At 59.4% G+C, this 22,435-nt stretch carries 21 protein-coding genes; 10 read left to right on the top strand and 11 right to left on the bottom strand.

Features of this window, described 5'->3' with window-relative positions; all coding sequences use genetic code 11:
• Window positions 1–18: 18 nt before the first annotated feature.
• Complete coding sequence (locus tag B7L09_RS00860) at window positions 19–1,071, bottom strand: aldo/keto reductase (protein WP_094467348.1); 1,053 nt, start codon at window positions 1,069–1,071, stop codon at window positions 19–21.
• 200 nt (window positions 1,072–1,271) lie between these two features.
• Here B7L09_RS00860 and B7L09_RS00865 point away from each other — a divergent pair, with 200 nt between their 5' ends.
• From B7L09_RS00865 to chrA, 6 genes are all read left to right on the top strand, one after another.
• Complete coding sequence (locus tag B7L09_RS00865) at window positions 1,272–1,988, top strand: helix-turn-helix transcriptional regulator (protein WP_094467349.1); 717 nt, start codon at window positions 1,272–1,274, stop codon at window positions 1,986–1,988.
• 52 nt (window positions 1,989–2,040) lie between these two features.
• Entirely contained in the window at window positions 2,041–2,382 is a 342-nt protein-coding gene (locus B7L09_RS00870) for a nuclear transport factor 2 family protein (protein ID WP_094467350.1), read from the top strand.
• A 27-nt stretch (window positions 2,383–2,409) separates the two neighbouring features.
• Window positions 2,410–3,528, top strand: coding sequence for a cell division protein ZapE (gene zapE, locus B7L09_RS00875; protein ID WP_094467351.1), 1,119 nt, complete (start codon window positions 2,410–2,412; stop codon window positions 3,526–3,528).
• An 18-nt stretch (window positions 3,529–3,546) separates the two neighbouring features.
• On the top strand, window positions 3,547–4,128 hold the full coding sequence (locus B7L09_RS00880; RefSeq protein WP_094467352.1) for a DinB family protein: 582 nt from the start codon (window positions 3,547–3,549) through the stop codon (window positions 4,126–4,128).
• 102 nt (window positions 4,129–4,230) lie between these two features.
• Window positions 4,231–4,722 (top strand): GNAT family N-acetyltransferase, encoded by a 492-nt coding sequence (locus B7L09_RS00885; RefSeq protein WP_094467353.1) that lies wholly within the window; start codon window positions 4,231–4,233, stop codon window positions 4,720–4,722.
• 6 nt (window positions 4,723–4,728) lie between these two features.
• Window positions 4,729–5,937: a chromate efflux transporter gene (gene chrA, locus B7L09_RS00890; protein WP_094467354.1), complete on the top strand. Its 1,209-nt coding sequence runs from the start codon at window positions 4,729–4,731 to the stop codon at window positions 5,935–5,937.
• 56 nt (window positions 5,938–5,993) lie between these two features.
• On the opposite strand, the gene B7L09_RS00895 is transcribed toward chrA, so the two are convergent.
• From B7L09_RS00895 to B7L09_RS00910, 4 genes are all read right to left on the bottom strand, one after another.
• The gene (locus tag B7L09_RS00895) at window positions 5,994–6,203 is read right to left on the bottom strand and encodes a hypothetical protein (protein WP_094467355.1); all 210 of its coding nucleotides are present in this window, start codon (window positions 6,201–6,203) and stop codon (window positions 5,994–5,996) included.
• Window positions 6,204–6,299: 96 nt separating this feature from the next.
• Complete coding sequence (locus tag B7L09_RS00900) at window positions 6,300–8,537, bottom strand: TonB-dependent siderophore receptor (protein ID WP_094467356.1); 2,238 nt, start codon at window positions 8,535–8,537, stop codon at window positions 6,300–6,302.
• A gap of 202 nt (window positions 8,538–8,739) precedes the next feature.
• Window positions 8,740–10,377 (bottom strand): phosphoethanolamine transferase CptA, encoded by a 1,638-nt coding sequence (gene cptA, locus B7L09_RS00905; RefSeq protein WP_094467357.1) that lies wholly within the window; start codon window positions 10,375–10,377, stop codon window positions 8,740–8,742.
• Between the two features lie 204 nt (window positions 10,378–10,581).
• Window positions 10,582–10,764, bottom strand: a complete 183-nt coding sequence (locus tag B7L09_RS00910; protein ID WP_094467358.1) for a DUF6026 family protein — start codon at window positions 10,762–10,764, stop codon at window positions 10,582–10,584.
• Window positions 10,765–11,036: 272 nt separating this feature from the next.
• Between B7L09_RS00910 and gnd the strand changes: the two genes are divergently transcribed.
• The 3 genes from gnd (at window position 11,037) to B7L09_RS00925 (ending at window position 14,364) form a co-directional block, all read left to right on the top strand.
• On the top strand, window positions 11,037–12,017 hold the full coding sequence (gnd, locus tag B7L09_RS00915) for a phosphogluconate dehydrogenase (NAD(+)-dependent, decarboxylating) (RefSeq protein WP_094467359.1): 981 nt from the start codon (window positions 11,037–11,039) through the stop codon (window positions 12,015–12,017).
• Window positions 12,014–13,537: a glucose-6-phosphate dehydrogenase gene (gene zwf, locus B7L09_RS00920; RefSeq protein ID WP_094467360.1), complete on the top strand. Its 1,524-nt coding sequence runs from the start codon at window positions 12,014–12,016 to the stop codon at window positions 13,535–13,537. Before gnd ends, zwf begins: the two co-directional genes overlap by 4 nt.
• Window positions 13,534–14,364, top strand: a complete 831-nt coding sequence (locus B7L09_RS00925; protein WP_094467361.1) for an HAD family hydrolase — start codon at window positions 13,534–13,536, stop codon at window positions 14,362–14,364. Before zwf ends, B7L09_RS00925 begins: the two co-directional genes overlap by 4 nt.
• Window positions 14,365–14,447: 83 nt before the next feature.
• Here B7L09_RS00925 and nhaB read toward each other — a convergent pair whose 3' ends face one another.
• The 3 genes from nhaB to B7L09_RS00940 all read right to left on the bottom strand — a co-directional run bounded on the left by nhaB (window position 14,448) and on the right by B7L09_RS00940 (window position 17,850).
• A complete protein-coding gene (gene nhaB / locus B7L09_RS00930) occupies window positions 14,448–15,950 on the bottom strand; it encodes a sodium/proton antiporter NhaB (protein WP_094467362.1) in 1,503 nt (500 codons plus the stop codon).
• 77 nt (window positions 15,951–16,027) lie between these two features.
• Window positions 16,028–17,317 (bottom strand): NHL repeat-containing protein, encoded by a 1,290-nt coding sequence (locus B7L09_RS00935; RefSeq protein ID WP_094467363.1) that lies wholly within the window; start codon window positions 17,315–17,317, stop codon window positions 16,028–16,030.
• Window positions 17,318–17,583: 266 nt separating this feature from the next.
• Window positions 17,584–17,850 carry a hypothetical protein gene (locus B7L09_RS00940; RefSeq protein WP_094467364.1) on the bottom strand — a complete coding sequence of 89 codons (267 nt, stop codon included), beginning with the start codon at window positions 17,848–17,850 and terminating at the stop codon, window positions 17,584–17,586.
• A 342-nt stretch (window positions 17,851–18,192) separates the two neighbouring features.
• On the opposite strand from B7L09_RS00940, the gene B7L09_RS00945 reads away from it, so the two are divergent.
• A complete protein-coding gene (locus tag B7L09_RS00945) occupies window positions 18,193–19,518 on the top strand; it encodes a sigma-54 dependent transcriptional regulator (RefSeq protein WP_094467365.1) in 1,326 nt (441 codons plus the stop codon).
• 72 nt (window positions 19,519–19,590) lie between these two features.
• Here B7L09_RS00945 and fapF read toward each other — a convergent pair whose 3' ends face one another.
• The 3 genes from fapF to fapD are packed head-to-tail and all read right to left on the bottom strand — an operon-like array spanning window position 19,591 to window position 22,384.
• Window positions 19,591–20,871, bottom strand: a complete 1,281-nt coding sequence (gene fapF, locus B7L09_RS00950) for a fibril amyloid transporter FapF (RefSeq protein ID WP_094467366.1) — start codon at window positions 20,869–20,871, stop codon at window positions 19,591–19,593.
• Window positions 20,872–20,917: 46 nt separating this feature from the next.
• Window positions 20,918–21,670 (bottom strand): fibril amyloid subunit FapE, encoded by a 753-nt coding sequence (gene fapE / locus B7L09_RS00955; protein ID WP_094467367.1) that lies wholly within the window; start codon window positions 21,668–21,670, stop codon window positions 20,918–20,920.
• A 33-nt stretch (window positions 21,671–21,703) separates the two neighbouring features.
• Window positions 21,704–22,384: a fibril amyloid maturation endopeptidase FapD gene (gene fapD, locus B7L09_RS00960; RefSeq protein WP_094467368.1), complete on the bottom strand. Its 681-nt coding sequence runs from the start codon at window positions 22,382–22,384 to the stop codon at window positions 21,704–21,706.
• Window positions 22,385–22,435 lie beyond the last annotated feature (51 nt).

Consider the following 22,435-nt stretch of genomic DNA (forward strand, 5'->3'; position numbering starts at 1 on the left):
CCCACATTGTGATCAGCGTCAGGCCACTGGAATGATTGGCAGGTCGAGGGTTTCAGCCCCGGTATACCGCGCCGCCGAACCGGCAATCGTTTCATGCGGCACACCCTTCGGCACGTCACTGACCCCATCAAGCCGCGACAATTGCTCCGCGCTCAATTGCACGGTCAACGCGCCCAATGTTGCATCCAGTTGCTCACGAGTGCGCGAGCCCAGAATCGGGATCAGCGCCGTCGTCGAGCGCTTGGCCTTTTCCCGCAGCCAGGCAATGGCCACGTGGGTCGGCGTAGCTTCAAGCTCCGCCGCCACTGCGAGCAAGGTGTCGAGCAGGGCGGTTTCGTGGGCGCTTTTCTCGGTGTGGATCAGCACGCCGAGTTTGGCGGCGCGGTTGTTGTCATCATTGCTGCGGTACTTGCCTGTGAGAAACCCGCCACCTAACGGCGACCAGATCGTAGCCGCCAGCCCCAATGCTTCGGCCATCGGCAGCAACTCACGTTCGGCGGTGCGTTCGGCCAGGCTGTATTCGGCCTGAATCGCTGCAATCGGCGCAAAACCACGGACTTCGGCCAATACGTCGGCACGGGCGATGCGCCACGCTGGGAAGTTCGACAGCCCGGCGTAGTGAATCTTGCCGGCACGCACCAGGTCGTCGAAGCCACGCAGGATCTCTTCCATCGGTGTCACGCCGTCACTGATGTGCGCCCAGAACAGGTCGATGTGATCGGTGTTGAGTCGTTTCAGGCTTTCCTCTACGGCACGAACCATGTTCTTGCGGCTGTTGCCGGTGTGGGAAATGCCCGCGGCTGGCGTGGTGCCCATGGTGTATTTGGTGGCGATGACCAGGCGATCGCGTTCAGGCGCGATGAACTCGCTGAGCATGGCTTCCGACTGGCCGGCCTGATAACCGTTGGCGGTGTCGATGAAGTTGCCGCCGGCTTCCAGGTAACCGTCGAAAATGCGCTTGGCTTCATCACGCTCGGCGCCATGCCCCCAACCGGTGCCGAAATTACCGGCGCCCAGCGCCAGTTCCGAAACCCGCAAGCCGGTTTTGCGGCCGAAGACTTTGTAATGCATGAGGTAACTCCTGAAGAACGACGCCGGGGGTAATTTAAATGTCTAGCAACATGTATTTAATATGATGCGAGTAATATGGCCCGTCAAGACGCTTTTTCATTCAGGGCAAAAGGGCCGACCGCCAGTGCTTTGCTCCTGCCAATTTCTGACAGCCGCCTCTGCTAAGCTCCGACGACTTTTCAGGAAAGAGCCTGCCGATCGTGTCGCGTACCACTCGTTTACTCACGTTGTTGCAAGTGCTGCGGGGTAAAAGTCGTCCGGCCACGGCCGCGACGCTCGCCGGGGAATTGCAGATTTCCGAACGCACGCTGTACCGCGACATCGCCGAGTTGACGGCGCTGGGCGCACCGATCTTCGGCGAAGCAGGGGTCGGCTACGTGTTGCGCAGCGGGTTGTTCCTGCCGCCATTGATGCTCAACGCCGAGGAAACCGAAGCCATCGTGCTGGGTTTACGCTATGTGGACCAGCGTGGCGACGAGGTCTTGAGCAAAGCCGCGGCCGATGCCCTGGCGAAGATTGCCGCCGTGTTGGCCCCTGAAGCTCAGGATGCATTGCGCAACCCGACGGTGCTGCCGGGCCCGCGCGGCTATGGATATCCGCAAAATGCCGTGCCGTTGAACGTGTTTCGCCAGGCGATTCGCGATCAATCCAAGCTGAACATCGATTATGCGGACGCTCAACAGGTGCCCAGTCAGCGACTGATCTGGCCATTGGCGCTGGGCTTTCTCAATGAAGTGCGGATCATTGTCGCCTGGTGTGAATTGCGCAGTGCCTACCGCACGTTTCGCACTGACCGGATCTCGGCCGCTCAAGAGCAGGGCGAGCGTTATCCGGGGCGGCGCAGCGATCTGCTGCGCACCTGGCGCAAGCACATGCAACTGGATGAAGCCGGGCGTTTCACTCCTGACAAGAACTGACACAGACCTGTTCTAGCATGGCTCCAGAATCGATCAACAAGGAGCCGCACCCATGTCCAATCCAGCCTCTTCACTGGCGCCCGCCATCGCCGCCTACATTGCCGCCGCCAATGCCCGCGACACCTCGCGGGTCGGCAGTTTTTTTGCCGAGGACGCCAACGTGTTCGATGAGGGCCAGCACCGGATCGGCACGCAAGCCATCGCCCAGTGGATGCAAGACACCGCGCAACGTTATGAACCCCGGGTCGAAGTGCTCGGCGTTCAGCAGCGCACCGGCAAAGTCCTGGTGCATAACCTGATTTCCGGGACCTTTCCCGGCAGTCCGCTGGAACTGCGCTACATGTTCCGCCTCAATGAGCAGGGCAAGATCGCCCGGCTGGACATCTCTCTGTAAACCCTAGCGCATGGCATACTGCCGCGCATGAATGTCGACTCTCCCCTAAGCGCCTGGCAACACGCCATCGAACAGAAGGGCTTCGTCCAGGACGAAGCCCAGGAACATGCCGTGTGGGCGCTGCAAAAATGCCACGAAGCCCTGCATGAAGGGCGCACGCCGATCACCGGTGTTTACCTNTGGGGGCCGGTCGGTCGAGGCAAAACCTGGTTGATGGACCAGTTCTATCAAAGCCTGCGAGTGCCTGCGCGGCGCCAGCACTTTCACCACTTCATGGGGTGGGTGCATCAGCGCTCGTTCCAGCTGACCGGCACCGCCGACCCGTTGAAGGCGCTGGCCCGTGAGCTGAGCGAAGAAGTGCGGGTGCTGTGTTTCGATGAGTTGTTCGTCAACGACATCGGTGATGCAATCATTCTCGGGCGTTTGTTTCAGGTGATGTTCGAGCAGGGCGTGGTGGTGGTCTGTACCTCCAATCAACCGCCGGACCAGCTGTACGCCGATGGCTTCAACCGCGACCGTTTCGTGCCCGCCATCGAGGCGATCAAAAAGCACATGCAAGTGATCGCGGTGGATGGCGGCGAAGACCATCGCCTGCATCCTGGCGCGGGTCTGCAGCGGTATTGGGTGGCGGCGCCCGGGCAACCCAGCGCGCTCGGTGGCGTGTTCAACGCGTTGACCGCAGGCCAGCCCACGTCCAGCGATCCGATCACGGTCGGTTACCGCTCGATTAACGTGGTGCAGGCCAGTTCGACGGTGCTCTGGTGCCGTTACGCCGACCTGTGCGAACAACCGTTCGCCGCCATGGACTTCATGGCGCTGTGCGACACGTTCAGCGCTATTCTGTTGAGTGAAGTGCCAAATCTGAGCGCACAGAAACGCGAAGGACGCATCGCCCGAGGCACGGAAGACGGTGCCGAGCGGGTAGTGGCCGGTGATCGCGAGCTGCCGCAATTGTCGGTGCATGACGACGGTGTCCGGCGTTTCATTGCTCTGGTGGACGAGTGCTACGACCGCAAGGTGCCGCTGTACCTCGAAGCGCAGGTGCCGATGGCGGCGTTGTACACCGAGGGTTATCTGGAATTCCCGTTCCGCCGCACCTTAAGCCGTTTACAGGAAATGCAGCTGCAACGTTTCGCCGAAGCCTGATGGCTGGGAGCCGCGAATATGAATCAGCCTCTGTCTCATCATTTGCTGACCATGGCGTATCAGAATGCCTGGGCGAATTATCGACTCGCCAAAGCCTGGAATCAGCTGAGCCCGGCGGAACTGGCGGCACCGCGAGTGAGCTTCTTCCCCAGCCTCATTGCCACCCTCAACCACATCCTGACGTGCGACTGGTTTTACGTGGATGCGCTGGAGCGGGAGTTGCGCGGGGACGATCCGCATCCTGATTGTTATGTGTTTTTCACCGAGGACGAACCGTTCGCGGCGGCCGTCGAGCTGCAACGTGAACAAGCGCATGTCGATCGTCGCCTGATCGCCTACTGCGAACAATTGCGCGACGCCGACCTGGAGCGAATCGTGACCATTGCCCGGGACACGCCGCAACATGACAGCCGTTTGCGCCTGCTGTCGCACCTGTTCGAGCACCAGCTTCATCATCGCGGTCAGGTTCACGCCATGCTCAGCGACACCTCAGTCAAACCGCCGCAACTGGACGAGTTTTTCTGCGCCGGTGAATCGCAGCTGAGGGCCGAGGATTTTGCCGAATTGGGCTGGACCGAAACGCTGATCTGGGGCGTTTGAGGCAGGTTCGGGTTGTCGCCGATTGCGCCTCGCGATAATGTCCGTCGACCTCCCGGCGCGAGCGACGCGCAGGGACAACTTGATGGGACGTTGACGATGGGAATGGAATCCGCAGAAATTCTGGTGCTTCAGGCCAGCTACACCAACACGTTGCATGCTGAGGCGATCGGTGTGGTGCTCAATGCCTACGCCGAAGACCCGATGGGCGGCGGGCAGCCATTGCCCGAAGACATCCTGCGTCAACTGCCGGCGGAACTGGCCAAGCGTCCTCATGCGTTCAGCGTATTGGCGTTTGTCGGTGGCGCGCCGGCCGGGCTGGTCAATTGCTTTGAAGGTTTCTCGACGTTNGCCTGCCGNCCNTTGATCAACGTGCACGACGTGATGGTGATGAAGCAGTTTCGTGGCTTGGGGTTGAGCCAGAAGATGTTGAACAAGGTCGAGGAGATCGCGCGTCAGCGTGGTTGCTGCAAGATCACCCTGGAAGTCCTCGAAGGCAATGCCGTCGCGCAGGCGTCTTATGGCAAGTTCGGATTTGCCCCCGGCATGTTCGACCCGGCTCATGGCCAAATGCTGTTCTGGACCAAGGACCTTTAACGCCACATGAACAGCCTCGGTGACGCGCAGGGCAGGGCACCCGTGACAACAGACAAACCGTGGGTGATTTTCCTGATCTTCCTGCGCCTGGGGCTGACCTCGTTTGGCGGTCCTGTCGCCCATCTGGGCTATTTTCGTGACGAGTTTGTGGCGCGTCGGCGCTGGTTGAGCGAAGCCGCTTACGCCGAATTGATTGCCCTGTGCCAGTTTTTGCCGGGCCCGGCGAGCAGTCAGGTGGGCATGGCGCTGGGTTTGTCCCGCGCCGGCTATTCGGGGGCATTGGCGGCGTGGGCAGGGTTTACCTTGCCCTCGGCGCTGATCCTTTCGCTGCTGGCATTCGGCATCACCCACGGAGGCTGGGCGTTGCCGCCCGGTTTGATTCACGGGCTGAAAATTGTCGCCGTCGCCGTGGTTGCCCAGGCCGTGTGGGGCATGGCCCGCACGTTATGCCGAGGTCCGGTGCAAGTGGGCATCATGCTGGTGGCGACTGCCGGGGTGTTGCTCTGGTCATCGACTGGCGGGCAGTTGACGGTGATGGCCGTGGCGGCGGTGATCGGCCTGGCGTTGCTGCACAACACAAATGCTGCGCAAAGGGAGGGCCTGTCGATTCGGGTCAGTCGACGGGCAAGCTGGCTGGCGATTGGAATGTTCGTGGCGCTGTTGCTGGGTTTGCCGCTCATCGCGCATCACTGGCCGGACTCGCTGACCAGCCTGTTCGACAGCTTCTACCGCACGGGGGCGCTGGTGTTCGGCGGTGGCCACGTTGTGTTGCCGTTGTTGCAAAGCCAGGTGGTGAGCACGGGATTGCTGAGCAATGACGTGTTTCTTGCCGGTTACGCCGCCGCGCAAGCGATGCCGGGGCCGTTGTTCACGTTCGCGGCTTTTCTCGGCGCGTCCATCAGTGGCTGGAGTGGTGCGCTGGTGGGCGTCCTGGCGATTTTCCTGCCGTCGCTGCTGTTGGTGATCGGTGTCCTGCCGTTCTGGCAGCGCTTGCGCGGTAATGACCGAGTGCAAGCGGCGCTGGCCGGGGTGAATGCGGGGGTGGTCGGGTTGTTGCTGGCTGCGTTGTATCAGCCATTGTGGACCACTTCGATCCTCAGTCCGCTGGATGTGCTGTTGGCGGTCCTGGCGTTGATGGCGTTGCTGTTCTGGCGATGCCCGCCGTGGTTGCTGGTGCTGCTGGGCGGGATTTGCGGTGTGTTGCTCGGCGCGTGAGACCTTCCGAACAGGCATAAAAAAGGGCGTCCATCAGGACGCCCGTTTGCCGTCGTTTATTTCGGCCGATAGGTTTCGGTCACTTGTGCGGTTTGATCGTTCGGAACCCTCAGTTCAATAGTCCTGGTTTCGATGCCGTTAGCCTGCTGTTGTTTGAGATGCAGGGTTTCGAAGTAATACCTCATGCGCTCGGCGCCGCCTTCGGCAAAGGCAGCGGTCGAACCGAACATCATCAGACTGGCGAGGATCAACGCGGTACGTTTCATGGTTTGCCTCCCACTACGGATATCGGGTGCCTTCCATCCATGAAGCAATGTTGCCGGGCCATTATCCGCCGATTCCGTTATTTGGGAATTACTGCGTCAGAGCTTCCAGTCCAGGCTCAAGGTGACTGTGCGCGGGTCGCCCCAATAAACGCCGTTGTAGAAGCCGACGTTGTCGTAATACTTCTTGTCGAACAGGTTATCGACGTTCAGCGACGCCGACAGGTGCTTGTCGAACTCGTAACGCGACATCAGCTTGACCACGGTGTATGCCTCCTGACGGATGTTGGTGCTGGCGGTGATGATCTCGCCATCGGCGCCACGGCCGACCGGGCGTCTGGCGGCGCGGTAGACATCGCTTTGCCAGTTCACCGCGCCGCCCACGGTCAGTGCCTGCCAGTCACCGGGCAAGCGATAGGCCGTGGAGAAGCGGAACATGTTCAACGGCTGGTTGGTGTTGTTGCGCTGCTTCTGGCCATTGGCCGAGTGGGTGTAGGTGTAGCCGGCCGTCATGTTCCAGCCGGCCATCACTTCACCTGAGACCTCGGCTTCGAAACCCTGGACCTTGTTGCCTTTGCCGCCCGATTTGAAAAATTCCTCACCGGTGACCGGGTCCGGCGGCACTGAGTCGTCGAGTTCGGCGACGTTATCCTGCTTGCTCCAGAACACCGCGGTGGCGAGGTTGAGTCGCTCTTCCAGCAGACTGCCCTTGAGTCCGACTTCATAGTTGCTGCCAACCACCGGTTCGAGGTATTTGTGATTGCTGTCGCGGTCCTCTTGCGGCTTGAAAATGTCGGTGTAGCTGACGTAGGCCGTGTATTCGGGCGTGATGTCGTAGAGCACCCCGGCGTAGGGCGTCCACATGTCGTTGTGCTCCTGGCTCGTGTCCTCGACAGCGGTCAGTTGCAGATTTCCATCGTAACTATTGGCCTTTTTAGACATTTTCCAGCTGCCATAACGACTGCCGAGTACCGCGTGCAGGTCGTCGGTCAGGGTCAGGCGCGTGGCCAGGTAACCAGCCTTTTGCCGGGTGCTTTCATCGGAGCCTTTCAGGCCGGTGACGGTGTCCGGAAATTTTGGAATGCCGCCCATGTACTTCCAGTCGGGGACTTTCTCGTAATCCGGCGACCGTGGGCCGTCTACCGTGTAAGGGTTGTCTTCGCTGCGTTCGGCTTCGCCATAGCCGATCATCATTTCGTGCTCACGCCCGAACAGCGAATAAGGTCCGGACACGTTGAAGTCATAGGCCTTCATTTTTTGCGTGCCGACCATGTGGCTGACGTTGGCGAACATGCCGCTGCGGTCCGCCTCGGGGAAGCCGCCACCGCCGTAGTAAATCTTGCCGTCGGTGTCACTCTCGCGGTGGGTGTAGGCGGCCTTGAGGTGCCAACCGGCGCCCAGTTGCTGGTCCAGCGTGGCAAACGCGGTCTTGTCCTTCAGCGGCCACGAACTCCACGGCGTGGCCATGTTGGTGGAGCGTCCGAGGTTGGCTTTGCTGCCGTCAGCATTCCAGTAGGGCACGGTGCCCCATGAGGTGCCTTGCACCTGTTTGTCTTGGTAGTCGTATCCCACGGCCAGCACGGTGTCGTCGGTCAGGTCGGCTTCGAGAATCCCGTAGCCGACTTCCCGTTGCAACGCGTACTTGTCTCGGTAGGAACCGCTGTCGCGATAAGCCAGCACACCGCGACCGCGCAGGCGGCCGTCGAAGGCCAGCGGTCCGCCGACATCGACGTAACTGTAGTAATCGTCATAGCTGCCGCCGCTGACACCGGTCTGGGCTTCCCATTGTGCAGTCGGCCGTTTGCGCACCATGTTGATCGTCGCAGAAGGGTCGCCGGCGCCCGTGGTCAGGCCGGTCGCGCCGCGAACCACTTCGATGCGGTCGTAGATGATGGTGTCGGAATCGGACTTCATGTAGCTGAAGGTGTTGAGCATCCCGTCGATCTGGAAATTGTTGATCGAGTAACCGCGGGACGAATAGCTGACACGGTCCGAATCGTTGTGCTGAACCACCACGCCGGTGGTCTGGCTCATGGCTTCGGAGAGCGTGCCGAGTTTGAAGTCGTCCATTTGTTGACGTGTGACCACGGACACCGATTGTGGCGTTTCCTTGATCGACAGGTTGAGCCGCGTCGCGGTGCTCATGGCGCCAGTGGTGTAGGACTCGGTGTTTTCGGTGGTGCTGCCCAATCCTTGGGCGGTCACATGGGTGGCGCCCAGTTCAAGGGTGCGGCTTGGCGCTGGATCTGGGGTGGATTCAGCCAATAGATCGGGGCTCAGGGCAGCACTGCACAAGCCCAGGGTAAAGGTCATGGAACGGGTGATAGGCGCGAACATCGCAGCCGACTCCTTGTCTTCGAGGGAAAAATTCCGTTTGTTCAAAGACGAAGGGGGGAGAGGGGATTTAGGTATAAACGAGAATTATTGTCATTTTAAGATGTGACGGAGACAAAACAGGGGAATGACGCAGCAAAAGGGGCCGGAACCGGCCCCTGGGGAATGACGCAGCAAAAGGGGCCGGAACCGGCCCCTGACAGAATTACTTATGCGCGACTGTCGGATCGGCCGGCGTGCTTTTCGGTTTCATCAGGCTGAAGTCGATCAACGGACGAGTCTGACGCTCATACGGGTTGCCGATCATCAACGGACGCGGTTTGAAGCTGTCGCTGACCAGGCTTTTGCTGCGGTCCAGTTCATCGAAACTCAGACCCGCCAGGTCGGCCCAGGTGTGGATCAGCTGCGAACTGCTGTAAGGACGCCCCAGGTCACCGGCAAAACTCCAGTCGTGGGTTTCACGCCATTTCGGCGAAGCCCAGGCCATGAATGGAATGGTGTACATCGGCGCCGTCGGTTTGGCTTCATTGCGCCCCAGCGTGCTGTGGCCCGCGGAGTCGAAGACGTCTTCGCCGTGGTCCGAGAGGTACAGCAGGAAGCCGTTGGGGTCGGTCTTGGCGTAATCCTTGATCAGGCTCGACACCACAAAGTCGTTGTACAGCACGGCGTTGTCATAGCTGTTGTACGTCGGCACCTGATCGTCCCGCACGCCGTCCGGCACCCCTTTGCGATCGGTGAACTTGTTGAAGCTTGGCGGGTACCGGTACTGATAGCTCATGTGAGTGCCCAGCAAATGCACCACGATGAATTTGCGCTCGGCGGGGTCGGCCATGGCCTTGGCGAACGGCGCCAGTACGTCGCCGTCGTACTGGCGGGCGTTCTGGTTGCGGTTGTTATTGAGGTACACCTGCTCGTCGGCCTGTTCGGAAAAGGTCGTGAGCATGGTGTTGCGCTTGGTCATGGTCTGCTGGTTGGTGATCCAGAAGGTCTTGTACCCCGCCTGTTTCATCATGCTGACCAGGGACGGCGTGGACAGGTAAAGGTCCGGGTTTTCTTCGTCGGCGAACGTCAGTACCTGCTGCAACGCCTCGATGGTGTAAGGGCGCGGGGTGATGACGTTGTCGAACACCGCCAGTTGGTCGCGCAGCTTGTCCAGTTCCGGTGTGGTGTTGCGCGGGTAGCCATAAAGGCTCATGCGCTGACGGTTGGTGGACTCGCCGATCACCAGCACCAGGGTCGCTGGCTGGTTGGCCATTGTGTCCTTGAGGTTCTTGAGCGGTNCGAATTTCTCGAAGCCACCGGCCAGGCTGCCGGTGCGCGCGGTTTGCTTGATCAGCGGGTAGCCGACCACGGCCACCAAAATGGCCGTCGCAGCCACCAGCGCCCGCCCGCGGGGCATGTACACCGGGCGCAAGCGAGTCCACAGGAAATACGAGAACAGCGTGTGGGCGAGGAACGCCGCCACCATCCACCAGGCGAAGTATTGGGTCGCGTATTCACCCGCTTCAGAGATGTTCGACTCGAACATGATGAAGATGACGCTTTGGGAGAATTCCTGCTGGTAGATGAAGAAATAACCCAGGCTGGCCATGGAGCAGGCCCACAACACCACGCCGATCAATGCGGCCATGACGCGTGTCTGTCTAGGGAACAGCAGCATCGGCGCGAGCCAGATAGCGCTCATCACAAAGGCCTGGCGGAACCCGCTGAAGCCCGAGGTGCCCGTCAGTTGGATCAGCAGTTGGGTAATGCCGGAAAAATACCAGAAGAACAGGAACAACCAGAGAAACCCTGCCCAATCGAAACCTTTCGCAGTCGTAGTGCTGCGTTTAAACACCGTCATTCAGCGCTCCAGCAAGGAAATCACGTCGACCCGTCGGGAGCCTTCCATGTTGCCGACGAACGGAAGCCGCGCGGATACCGAGCGGCCATAATGACCTTGATTATCAACACTTCGATGTGAAAACTTTGTGAGTTGCCGCAAACGGCAAGGCGGAGAAGCGGTGTCGGAAACAGCAGAGGGCTGTTTCCGAATCAAGCGTGGAGATCAGGCGTGTGGCGCGCGCGAAGTGACAGGCAAGGGTTGAGCCGAAGAGCTTTGTGTGAGTAAGCGCAGCTGCGCGAGCTCCTGCTTCAACAGGTCGCGCTCTTCTTTCAACTGGCGCAATTCATCACGACGGATCGTGACGTAAAGGGTTTGTGCTGGCCGTGCTGCTTGTACTGTGCCCATTGCTCACCTCGCAAATGGCGTGCATCAACTGTAAAACCGCCCCGACATCGGGTGCTGAATTACTATCGGCGCCAATTTTGATTTCTTTTGCCCCCGAAGGGAACTTTTTTATTTTTCATGGTCGTTGTGTCTTGAGTTCGATTTCTGACGTTATCAGTCAGGATCGGGCACAATGCCCGGAAACTTCACGCCAACGCTCTGGACTAACCCACATTAGTCGCGTTGGGCTATAACCTNTGNCACACATTATTTGTAGTTAGGAGCATCAGCACATGCAACTGGGGATTATCGGACTAGGCCGCATGGGCGGTAACATTGCGCGTCGCCTGATGCTCAACGGGCATACCACCGTTGTTTACGACCGCAATACCGCCTTCGTCGACACCCTGGCCGCAGAAGGCGCCAACGGCGTCATCGACTTGCCGGCGCTGGTCGCAGGCCTGGCCAAGCCACGTGCGGTGTGGGTCATGCTGCCGGCCGGCGCGCCGACCGAAGACACTATCGACTCCCTGAGCACCTTGCTCGAAGCCGGCGACACCATCATCGACGGCGGCAACACCTTCTATAAGGACGACATCCGCCGGGCGAAAACCCTGTCGGAAAAAGGCCTTCACTACATCGACGTCGGTACATCCGGCGGCGTCTGGGGTCTGGAACGCGGGTACTGCATGATGATCGGTGGCGAAGCCGAGGTGGTGAAGCGCCTTGATCCACTGTTCGACAGCCTGGCCCCTGGCATGGGCGACATCCCGCGCACCAAGGACCGCAAGTCGGAAGATGATCGCGCCGAGCGCGGTTACATCCACGCCGGCCCTGCAGGCTCTGGCCATTTCGTGAAGATGATCCACAACGGCATCGAGTACGGAATGATGCAGGCCTTTGCCGAAGGCTTCGACATCCTCAAGACCAAGGCCAGCACCAACTTGCCGGAAGACGAGCGCTTCGACCTCAACGTTGCCGATATCGCCGAAGTGTGGCGCCGTGGCAGCGTGGTGTCGTCCTGGCTGCTGGACCTGACCGCTGACGCGCTGGCCACCGACCCGAAACTCGACGGTTACTCCGGCTCCGTGGCCGACAGTGGCGAAGGCCGCTGGACCATCGAAGCGGCCATGGAGCAAGCGGTGCCGGTACCGGTGCTGTCTACCTCGCTGTTCGCACGCTACCGTTCGCGCGGCCAAGGCACCTTTGGCGATAAAATTCTCTCGGCCCAACGCTTCGGCTTCGGCGGCCATGTGGAGACCTCGAAAAAATGACCCGTCTGATCCGCAATAAATCCAAGGCAGAACCCGCACCACCGACCACGCTGTTTCTGTTCGGTGCCCATGGTGACCTGGTCAAGCGCCTGCTCATGCCGGCGCTGTACAACCTGAGTCGCGACGGGCTGCTCGGTGACGGCCTGCGCATTGTCGGCGTTGACCACAACGCGATCAGCGACGCCGACTTTGCGCAGAAGCTCGAAGATTTCATCCGCACCGAAGCGGCCACCAAAGTCGGCAAGGGCGATGAAGCCCTTGACCCGGCGCTGTGGGCCCAGTTGGCCAAAGGCATCAGCTACGTCGAGGGCGATTTCCTCGACGACAGCACGTATCAAGCGCTGGCGGCGAANATCGCCGCCAGCGGCACGGGCAACGCGGTGTTTTACCTGGCCACCGCGCCACGTTTCATCAGTGAAGTGGTGCGCCGCCTCGGCGCCGCCGGCTTGCTGCAAGAGACGCCCGAAGCCTTCAGAAGGGTGGTGATCGAAAAGCCGTTTGGCTCCGATCTGCACACCGCTGAAGCGTTGAACGCATGCTTGCTCAAGGTCATGTCGGAAAACCAGATCTACCGGATCGATCACTACCTGGGCAAGGAAACGGTTCAGAACATTTTGATCAGCCGTTTCTCCAACGTGCTGTTCGAAGCGTTCTGGAACAACCATTACATCGACCACGTGCAAATCACTGCGGCGGAAACCGTCGGTGTGGAAACCCGGGGTAATTTCTTCGAAAAAACCGGCACCCTGCGCGACATGGTACCCAACCACCTGTTCCAGTTGCTGGCGATGGTGGCCATGGAGCCGCCAGCGGCGTTCGGCGCCGATGCAGTGCGTGGCGAGAAAGCCAAAGTGGTCGGCGCGATACGCCCGTGGACCACGGAAGAGGCGCGGGCCAATTCGGTGCGTGGCCAATACACGGCCGGCGAACCCGATGGCAAACCCCTGGCCGGTTATCGCGAGGAAGCCAACGTCGCGCCCGACAGCAGTACCGAGACGTTCGTTGCGCTCAAAGTCATGATCGACAACTGGCGCTGGGTCGGCGTGCCGTTTTACCTGCGAACCGGCAAGCGCATGAGCATTCGCGACACGGAAATCGTGATCTGTTTCAAGCACGCACCGTATGCGCAGTTCCGCGATACCGAAGTGGATGAGCTCAAGCCCACCTACCTGAAAATCCAGATCCAGCCTAACGAAGGCATGTGGTTCGACCTGTTGGCGAAAAAGCCTGGGCCGACCCTGGAAATGGCTAATATCGAGTTGGGTTTCGACTACAAGGACTTCTTCGAAATGCAGCCGTCGACCGGGTATGAAACCCTCATCTATGACTGTATGACCGGTGACCAGACCTTGTTCCAGCGCGCCGACAACATCGAAAATGGCTGGCGTGCGGTGCAGCCATTCCTTGATGCCTGGCAGCAGGACGCAAGCGTGCAGCGCTATCCTGCGGGCGAGAACGGCCCGCAGGCCGCTGATGAACTCCTGGCCCGTGACGGTCGCGTCTGGCACAGCCTCGGATGAGTGACGTCACGCCACAACCCATCCGTTTTCTATTGAGCGACATGGACGGCACGTTGCTACTGCCCGATCACAGCCTCAGTCAGCGCACCATCGAGGCCGTCCGTTCGTTACGCGAGGCCGGCGTGCTGTTCAGCCTGGCCACCGGGCGTCCACCGAAAGCCATGCTGCAGCAGATCGAAGCCCTCGGTGTCGACCTGCCGACGGCGGCGTTCAATGGCGGCACCATCGTCCATCCGAATGGCAGTTTGCTGGTCGCGCATTATTTGCCGGCCACCGCTGCGCTGACGGCGTTGGCGCTGTTTGCCGATCAGCCGGACGTTGAAATCTGGGTGTTCAGTGGCGGTGACTGGTTGCTGAAGGACCCGAACGGGCCGATGGTCCCGCGCGAGCAGCACGGCCTCGGCTATCCGCCGGTGGTGGTCGAGAGTTTCGAGCCGTATCTGACGCGCGTCGACAAGATCGTTGCCACCAGCCACAACACGCAACTGTTGATTGAGCTGGAAGCGCAGCTGCTGCCAAAAGTTGAAGGCCAGGCACAAGTCTCGAGGTCGCAACCGGTGTATCTGGACGTGACGGCGATGCAGGCCAATAAAGGCGCAGCATTGGCGACACTGGCGGAGTTTCTCGGCGTACCGCTGGAGCAGACTGCCGCGATGGGCGACGGCGGCAATGACCCGGCAATGTTTCAGGTTGCCGGCTTGTCGATTGCCATGGGGCAGGCGGAAGAAGCGGTGAAGCGCCAGGCCGACGTGGTGACAGGTGCCAATACCGAAGACGGCGCGGCCCAGGCGATCGAGCAATACATCCTCCCTCGCCAGTTCACCTGAACCCCTGTGGGAGCGAGCTTGCTCGCGATAGCGNGACTGACACGGCCTCATCGCGAGCAAGCTCGCTCCCACATTGGCTACGGTTACAGCCAATAACTCACGGCGTACCAACCCAGCACACCCATCACCACCGTGTACGGCAACGCCATCCACACCATTCGCCCATACGACAGGCGAATCAGCGGCGCAATCGCCGACGTCAGCAAAAACAGAAACGCCGCCTGGCCATTAGGTGTCGCCACGCTCGGCAGGTTGGTGCCGGTATTGATCGCAATGGCCAGCGTTTCAAAGTGCTCGCGGCTCATGTGGCCGGAGATGAATGCCTGTTTCACTTCGGTGATGTAAATGGTCGCCACAAACACGTTATCGCTGATGGCCGACAGCAAACCGTTGGCAATGAACAACATGCCCGGCTGCTGATCGGCCGGCAGCGCCAGCACCCACTGGATCAGCGGCGTGAACAGCTGCTGATCGTGGATGACCGCGACCACCGCGAAGAACACCACCAGCAACGCGGTGAACGGCATGGCGTCCTTGAACGCATTGCCGATGCGGTGCTCGTCGGTGATGCCGGTGAAGGCGGTGATCAACACGATCACCATCAAGCCGATCAGGCCGACTTCAGCCAGGTGAAACGCCAGGCAACCAATCAGAATCAGCGCCGCCAACCCTTGAACGATCAGGGCAGCGCGTTGGCGCGAGGTGCGTTCAGCGTTGTCTTCGGCTGCATAGTTTGCCAGCACCACGCGCACGTTGTCCGGCAGCAGCGTGCCGTAACCGAACCAGCGCAGTTTCTCCAACAGCACGCAGGTTACAAGGCCTGCTGCGAGCACTGGCAGCGACACCGGGGCAACCTTCAGGAAAAACTCGGCGAAGTGCCAGCCCATTTCATGGCCGATCAACAGGTTCTGCGGTTCGCCGACCAGCGTGCAGACGCCACCCAATGCCGTGCCCACGGCGCCGTGCATCAGCAGGCTGCGCAGGAACGCACGGAACTGATCGAGGTCGTCGTGGTGCAGCGTGGGCAGGTGCTGGTCGTCACTGAACTCACTGTCCTGACGCGGATCATTGCCCGAGGCGACGCGGTGATACACCGAATAAAACCCTACGGCGGCACTGATGATCACCGCCGTCACCGTCAGGGCATCGAGGAACGCCGACAGGAACGCCGAGAGAAAGCAGAACATCAAGGCCAGTAGGGCCTTGGAGCGAACCCCCAGCAGCAGGCGCGAGAACAGAAATAGCAGCAGGTCTTTCATGAAGTAGATGCCCGCCACCATGAACATCAGCAGCAGGATCACCGGAAAGTTGTGCACCAGTTCGTCATAGAGTGCCTGGGGTGTGGTCATTTTCAGCAGCAGCGCTTCAATCAGCAGCAAGCCGCCGGGCATCAGCGGATAACATTTGAGCGCCATGGCCAGGGTGAAGATGAACTCCAGCACCAGCAGCCAACCGGCCGCCACCGGACCGACCGTCCACAACACCAGGGCGTTGAGAATCAGGAAACCGACAATGCTCGCCTTGTACCAGCGGGGGGAGTGGCCTAGAAAGTTGTGCGCGAAAGCCTGGGCCATTGAACCGGACATCGGCTACTCCTTGTATTAAGAAGCGCGCAACTTGCCGTAAGCCGAAGGGAAGATCAAGTGTGGGAAAAGTCGTTGGCTTAACCGAGATAGCGCACCACAACCGCGCGGTAGTTGCCGTCCAGCGAATAACCGCCTACGACGATGCCTCCATCCGCCTGAACGGCCACTGACGTGGCGGTGTCCAGGCTGCGGCCCAGACGGGTGCGAACCCAGCAAGTGCCCTCGGCAAAACCAGGATCGAGTTGTCCGCCGGGTAAATACCGGGCCAGCAGAAAGTCGGCTTCGACGCCGCCAATCGTGGCGCCAACCGCCAGCACGCGACCGTCCGGTTGGAGTTGGGCGGCGTTCCACTGGCAGCCGCTGCGCCCGATCTTCAGCAGGTGTGGCTGGCCGCTGTTGCAATGAGTGTTCGGGCGACCGTTGCAGTGCAGTGTCAGCGCCAGGCAATGCATCGGGTCGCGACTGCTGCCAAAACAATGCAAATCGCCATTGTCCTGCTGGACGATCTGGCTGACCTGAGCGCTGTGCCCTTGGACACTGAAAGTCATGAAACCATCCACGGCGAAGTGATCATCCAGGCTGCCGTCGGGGAGGTAGCGCGCCAGCAAGCCTTCTTCGGGGAAATTGATCGATCCGCCCACCATGATCCGACCGTCCCGCTGCACCATCAGGCTGCTGAGCCAGGAGTTCATCAGCAAATGCCTGACCACGACAAAGCCGCGGCCGTTGAAGGAGGTATCGAGTTCGCCAGTGTCGGTGAGGCGAATCAGCAGGCCCACATGATCGGCCAGTTCGAAAGGGTGATTGGCCAGCAGCAGGATTCGGCCGTCAGCCTGTACCTGGACGTCGCAAGCTTCGGCCCCCGGTACGCCGGGAGGAAGCCAGGCGTCGCGCACGCCCTGGGACAGATTCCCCGGCAGGCGTATGACGCAGCATCCATTGTCGCCAAAGTCCCTGACCGGGTGACCTTGCGCGTCGAACAGCGCCAAGGCCGGCAGCGTCCGGTGAGCGTCTTCATAGTGCAGGCCGGCGACCAGGATGTTCCCGTCGGCCAATGCGAGGACTTTACCCGCCATGGCCTCATGGCCGCGCTGAAATTGCCCGATGACGCTGCCATGAGCGCCGAATGCCAGGTCTGCCGAGCCGTCTTCAAGCAAGCGAGCCAGGCCAAAGCAATGGCCGCCTCGAGTGCCGACTTTGGCTGCCACCAGTACGCGACCGCTCGAATCGATCGCCACGCCGTTGGCGATGCTCGACGTACTGCCGGCGAAATACACCTGGGTTTTACCATTGGAGGCGAAGCTTTTATCGAGGTGCCCTGTCGTGTACTGAACTGCAGGCTGGGCAAAAGCAGTCTGGTTGGGCATGCGCGCATCTCCTTGCGAGCTGACCGGAACCCGGGGGCCGGGAGGACAACTGCGTGTGCAAAACATTCAATCCTTGAACGCTCGATTGCACAACTGTCACAACTAACAGATGGAGGGTCGCTTTGTGCCAGAACAGTGTCTTTTCGAACCACTGAAAAGCCTGCCAAGTAATTCGTGGCGGGCAAGTTGGAAGGGGGGGCGCAGTGACTACCGAAGGAGTCCGCTAAAAGACAGGCGGATGACACTTAAGTCATCCGCCAGCGTTCTTAGTGCGGCATCGACCACGATTGCAGCGTGTAACCTTCCTCGCTCAATTCGGCGCGAGCTTGCTCCAACAGAAGTTCAAGTTGCGCCGGGTCTTTGTAGGCACTGCACGGAATCTGTGCACGGCGGATATGGGTATTGGTGCGGTCGATGATGGTCAGGCTGAGTTCGCCATTGCCGTCTTGTGGGGCCCAGGCCACGCATTGAAAAGGTTGGAAAGCACGGTCTGCGATCAAAAGAGCTTCGTTGATGCGGAGCGGGGCGGTCATGGGATCTTCTCTCTATATGCCCAATCAAGTGACAGGCCGTCGGTTGGGCTTACCGTTCGGCTGGTTACTTGTACTGATGCCCTCAACCGGGGGTCAGGTCACACACAATCAAAAGAAATTTCAACTTTCTTTCATATACTCAATGCAGGGACGATTGCTGAAAGCTGAATGAAAGGTTGAACTCGTTAGGTAACTAACAAACTCGTTCTTATAACTAATAATGCAACGTCCCTATAGTCAAACGGTACAAGGGTGCGTCAAATTCTTGCTAATGTTACAGCCAGATCCGCCAAACGACTGTTTTTAATAATATTTCCTAAAGTTTGGCGTCAAGGAACAGTCATGATCGAAACGCCTGCGTTACGACGTCTGTTAGTAGTGGATCCCTGTGACGACTGCCATCGTCTGTTGCCGGGTCTTCGCTCTGTGGGCTGGGATGTTGACAGCTGTTCCCTGGAAAACGCCGGCGACCGGACGTGCGACGTTGGCCTCCTGCGATTACAACCTTTTCATCTGGAACGCCCGGAAGCCGTCAAAGAACTGATCAGCCGCAGCGGTACCGAATGGATCGCCGTGCTCANCCAGGATGTTTTGCGCCTGCAAAATGTCGGTGATTTCGTCTGTGAGTGGTTTTTNGACTTTCATACCTTGCCGTTTGACGTCTCCCGGGTGCAAGTCACGCTGGGCCGGGCGTTCGGCATGGCGCGCCTGCGTGGGCAGGGCACGATTCATATCGATCAGCCTGAGCACGAGCTGCTTGGCGACAGCAAGCCGATACGCGAGCTGCGCAAATTACTGAGCAAGCTGGCGCCCACGGAGTCTCCGGTATTGATTCGTGGTGAAAGCGGTACCGGTAAAGAACTGGTCGCCCGCACGCTCCATCGACAATCCCAGCGTCACAGCAAACCGTTCGTGGCGATCAATTGCGGGGCAATTCCCGAACACTTGATCCAGTCCGAACTGTTCGGCCACGAGAAAGGCGCCTTTACCGGCGCCCACCAACGCAAGGTCGGTCGAATCGAAGCGGCGAATGGCGGCACACTGTTTCTCGATGAAATCGGTGATTTGCCGATGGAGTTGCAAGCCAATCTGCTGCGCTTTCTCCAGGAGAAACAGATCGAGCGCGTTGGCGGCAGCCAGCCCATTGCGGTGGATGTGCGGGTGTTGGCGGCCACTCACGTCGATCTTGAAGCGGCAGTCGAGAAAAAAAGCTTTCGTGAGGATTTGTACTACCGCCTTAACGTATTGCAAGTCGTCACCGCGCCACTGCGTGAGCGCCATGGTGACTTATCGATGTTGGCCAACCATTTTTCCCACTTCTACAGCCATGAAACCGGCCGCCGCCCTCGCAGCTTCAGCGACGATGCCTTGATTGCCATGGGCAAGCATGACTGGCCGGGCAATGTTCGCGAGCTGGCCAACCGGGTACGTCGTGGGCTGGTACTGGCTGAAGGCAGGCAGATCGAAGCGCGAGACCTTGGGCTGATCAGCCAGCACGTCATTCCTGCGCCGATGGGCACGCTCGAAGACTACAAGACCCGCGCTGAACGCCAAGCCTTGTGCGATGTACTCAACCGTCACAGCGATAATTTGAGCATTGCCGCCAAAGTGCTGGGGATATCCAGGCCGACCTTCTACCGTTTGCTGCACAAACATCAGATCCGTTAGAGGCAGATTTAATGCTCCACACACAAAAGCCCCGCTGGGATTGAAGTCGCAGCGGGGCTTTGTTGTTGTGGATCAGAAGTAGTAGGGGAATTTCAGGCTGAAGGAGAAGTCTGGCGAGTCGTCGGTCAGGCCGATGGCCAGGTTGGGAACGATCGTCAGGTTATCGGAGGCGGCCAGGGTCATGCCGATGTTGAAGTTGGCCGAGTTGTAATCACTGTTGGAAATCGACTGCCAATCACCACCGTCCGGCCTGATCTTGCTCTTGCGGGCGAACTGATCGGTGAATGAGAACGACATACTCATCTTCTCGTTCAAGGCGAAGGCAATACCGGCGCCGACCTGCCATGAATCGCCCAGCTTCACGTCCCCTTTCACCTTGGAACCGACCTGAGGGCTGATGTCGCTGAAAGAGTCCTGCACGTTGTAGGTGTAGGACAAGCTGCCGAACAGCACGGCAGGGTCGAAGGTCTTGACCAGCGAAAGACCCGGGGTGATCGACCAGACACCATTACCGGTAGGCAAGTCCTCGGGTACCGCGAGGTTGTCGTTGTTCGGATCTTCGACCAGCTTGATGCCGTAGGGGTCCTTGCCGGTCGGTGCCTTGACGCGCAGAGTAGCGACCGCGTCGGGCAGGTTGGCCGACTCATCCAGAAACTTGTAGGCCACGCCAACGTTCACATCGCCGATGGTTGGGTCGCGAGTAACGGTTGCGTCAGACGTCACCGGGCCTGCGCCACCAGCGCCACCGGAGGAATACGTCGATTCGCGATAGACAACGGGGACGTTGATGTCGAACTGCCAGCGCTGTGCCACGTTGTAACGGGCGGTCAGGTCCAGGGTCCAGTTGTCGGCCTTGATGCGGTCGAGGTTGATGTTACCGAGAAAAATCGAGTCCAGTGCAAGGAATCCGTTGAGCGTTAAGGCGCGGGTATCGTAGTGCGTGTAGGTCAGGCCGGTTTCGACGCTGAACTTGCCGCCCCCGAAGAAGCCGCTGGCTTCGTCATACAGGTTGGAAACGCTTTGCGCAGGCTCCGAATCGTCCTTGAGCGATTGGCCGTATGAGCTTCCGGTGGTTCCGGGCGCACCGGCGGCTACCGCCTGGCCACCCCTGGCGGGTTCGGCGGGGGATTTGGTCAGGCGTTTGGGAGCCGGTGTCGCAGGTGCTTCTTCGACTTGACGAACGCGTTGCTCGAGTACCATCAACGCGTTCTGCTGTGCTTCGTAACGCTGTTTCAACTCCATGAGTTCTTGTTTTAGGATTTCGACCTGGGGATCCGGTGCCGCGTATAGCATTGAGGCCGGGGCCAGGCTACTCAAACAGACCAAAGCTCTGAACGTTAAAGATCGTTGCATGGGTTAGCCGTCCCTTCTGACTACATCTGATGAGACTGAGCGTAGATCAGAATCCGATAGTGCGAAGACCTTTGAGTTGGTCCAGATTGCCGCTCACTGATCCCGCTGTCGGCACGTTGTCACGCAACACGACATTGAAGGACGTGAGGTTGCGGACCTGGTTGCTACTGCCGAGCAACGTCGTGTTCTGCATCAGCCCACCCTGGGCCAGGCGTTGTACGGTACTGCCCTGGTTGTTGTTGGCCACGATGTTGAATTGCACACCCGAACCGGTCGAAGAAACGCTAAGCGAGCCCGCGCCATTGTTGCCGACCAACGTCGAGCCTGAGGTCAGTGCCTGTCCCTGTTGTTGCGTTGCTGGCGCCTGGTTGGCCTTTGTGACGTTGATATCAACGTTGTTGTAGGCCGTATTGTTGTCACCGGCGGCCCGCACGACTTGAGTGACGCCTTCGGTGGTATTGAGGCCGCTGCCGCCAGTGACGGTACCGGTGCCCGTGCTCGTACCTTGCGAGCGCGTTGAGCCATTACCTTTTTCATCGATCATCGATACATAGAACTGCGGCTTGATAGTCGATTGTTGAATTTGCATCGAGGAAGTTGCCCCGATCACTTCACCATTGGCATTTTGCCAAGTGCTGGTCATGGCAATGCCGAAACTGATGATCCGTCCCGGCATGACATAGCGGCCACGCAGGGTTGCCAACTCCTGATCCTTCAGTTCAATGGGTTTGAACGTCTGCGCTTGTGTCGGCAGGCTGGCGGCCAGGCAGACCACGGCCAGCCAGATTGGAGTCTTCATGGGATGCTCCCGGAGCGTCGTGCTCCCTTGTTATTAGAAGAAGTCGCTTTGGATGAATCCAAAATCCATCAACTCTGCGTCTTGCACCGGGCTGAAGGCGTTGACGCGGTTCCTGGCGGTCAGCGGCATGGGCGGGTCGAGTAACGCATTGGTTTTGTCGTAGCCCTGGCCAATGATGGCAAAGACGATGCCGTTCCAGCCTTTTATAAAGTCGTCGACTTTGTAGCGTTTATGACCGAGTACCGGATCTCCGATATAGACCCAGCCCTGATGGACCCTTTGCATGACCACAAAGTGTTTGTAGCCACGGATATCCATGAGGACCACTACCGGGATTCTGATTTCACTCAACGTTTCCGGTGCTACCCGATAGCCACGGGCTCGCATGCCGATGCTCTCCACGTAACGCTTCATGTCGAGCATGGAGAAGCCCTGGACACGGACAAGATCTTGATCGGAGTGTGCCAGCATGCCTTCGATGATCTGTTCTTCATTCACGTCCAGCCAATAGGCCTGGCGCAAGATGGTTGCCAGCGCAGCTGCGCCGCAACTGAAGTCGGTTTTCTGTTGTACCAGATCGGCAAATTTTCTCTCGCGAACGCTCTGGATCGGCTTGTACACCAAGGCGCCGCCCGGCAGGATGGACAGCGGCATTTGTGCTGCCTCGATCACAGTGGCCACGCAAAGCAAAAATGCCAAGGCGAGAATACGCATGATTGGACGCCCTCTGGTGGTGTTGAAAAAGGCCCCCGTAAGGGGGCCTCC

Source organism: Pseudomonas mandelii (assembly GCF_002251635.1).
Taxonomy (GTDB): Bacteria; Pseudomonadota; Gammaproteobacteria; order Pseudomonadales; family Pseudomonadaceae; genus Aquipseudomonas; species Aquipseudomonas mandelii_B.